This is a genomic window from Streptomyces sp. NPDC029296 (assembly GCF_055569255.1).
Genome location: NZ_JBVHXT010000111.1, coordinates 1 through 1,739, shown reverse-complemented (window position 1 = coordinate 1,739; position 1,739 = coordinate 1). Strand labels below are relative to the sequence as shown.

The window sequence follows — 1,739 nt, the reverse complement described above, 5'->3', positions numbered from 1 at the left end:
CTAATTCGTTGCTAAGAGCCCCCGGGGTGGCAGGGTGCCGTTCCTGGGGTGTTCGAGTGGTGAGGGCCGTCACGCCTCGTCGGAGCTGGGCTCGCGAAGCCTCTGGCTAGACCGCGCGGTCGGCCCTCACGCTCGTGGTGGTGGCGGTCGCGTGGACGCCGGGCGGATGCCTGTTGTGGGGCTGGCCTCGATGCCTCGGGTTAGACCGGTGGCGCCCGGCGTCTCCGCCACCGCCATCATCGGCGGCGGGCTGTTGGTGCCCGTCGGCGCCGGGCGGATGCCTTCAGTGGAATGGGCCTGGATGCCTTGAGGTAGATCGGCGCCGCCTGGGGTCGTCGAGCGTCAATACCCGCCGCCTTGATCACTCGTTGGTGTTGGTGGGACGAGCCCACCGCACGGTGACCTCTCCTTGCGGCCGGGCCGTCTGAGCTCTCGCGTAGACCGAGGCCCGCGCGGTGCGCTGGTGCCACGAACACGGCTAGTGAGGCGTCGGTCCGACCCTCGTGGTCGAGACCTTGAATTAGGGAGCCGCGTGGCCCGCATGCGCTCGTGACCAGCGCAAACACCCACACCTCGGGGAGGGAACCACCTTGATCTACTGCGGAATCGACTGGGCGGAGAAGACCCACGACGTCGCCCTGGTCGACGACAGCGGCCAGTTACTGGCCAAACGCCACATCACCGACGACGCGGCCGGCTACAAGATCCTGCTGGACCTGCTCGCCGAGCACGGCGACACCGAAGACAGCCCAATCCCGGTGGCGATCGAGACCTCCCGCGGCCTGCTCGTCGCGGTCCTGCGGACCGGCAAGCGGCAGGTCTTCGCGATCAACCCGATGGCCGCGGCCCGCTACCGCGACCGGCACTCCGTCTCCCGCAAGAAGTCCGACCCCGGCGACGCCCTGGTCCTGGCGAACATCCTGCGCACCGACATGCACGCGCACCGGCCGCTGCCCCACGACTCCGACCTGGCCCGCGCCATCGCCGTCCTGGCCCGAGCACAGCAGGATGCGACCTGGAACCGGCAGCAGATGTCCAACCAGCTCAGGTCCCTGCTGCGGGAGTACTACCCCGCCGCGCTGGACGCCTTCGCCATGTGGACCAACGGCCTGTGCCGGCCCGAGGCCCGCGAGCTTCTCAAGCTGGCACCGACACCAGCCAAAGCCGCCCGGCTGAGCCGGGCACAGATCAGTGCAGCCCTCAGGCGGTCCGGCCGCAAGCGCGGCATCGAAGCTGACACCGAGCGTCTCCGGGCAGCCCTTCGAGGTGAGTGGGCCCGGCAGCTGGCGCTGGTCGAGGACGCGCTCGGCAAGCAGATGCTGGCCCTCCTGGGGCAGCTTGAAGCCGCGTGCACGGCCGCGGACGACCTGGCGAAGGCGGTGGAAGAGGTGTTCCCTCAGCACCCGGACGCTGACATTCTCCTCAGCTTCCCCGGACTTGGCGTCCAGCTCGGCGCCCGGGTGCTGGCCGAGATCGGGGACGATCAAACGCGTTTCGCGGACGCCCGGGGCCTCAAGGCGTATGCGGGCTCGTCGCCGATCACCCGGGCCTCCGGCAAGAAGTCCAGCGTCACCCGCCGACGTGTGAAGAACGACCGGCTCAATCACGCCGGCTACCTGTGGGCCTTCGCCGCTCTGACCGCCTCGCCCGGAGCCAAGACCCACTACCGCCGGCGACGCGACAAGCACGGCGACTGGCACGCCTCCGCATTGCGCAATCTGTTCAATCGCATGGTCGGC

The 1,739-nt window shown here is 69.5% G+C and carries 1 protein-coding gene; it reads left to right on the top strand.

The genetic code is table 11. From position 1 onward, the window contains the following. Nucleotides 1-590: 590 nt before the first annotated feature. The coding region (locus tag ACZ4W9_RS40255; protein ID WP_467944214.1) for an IS110 family RNA-guided transposase at nt 591-1,739 on the top strand (1,149 nt) is incomplete at its 3' end.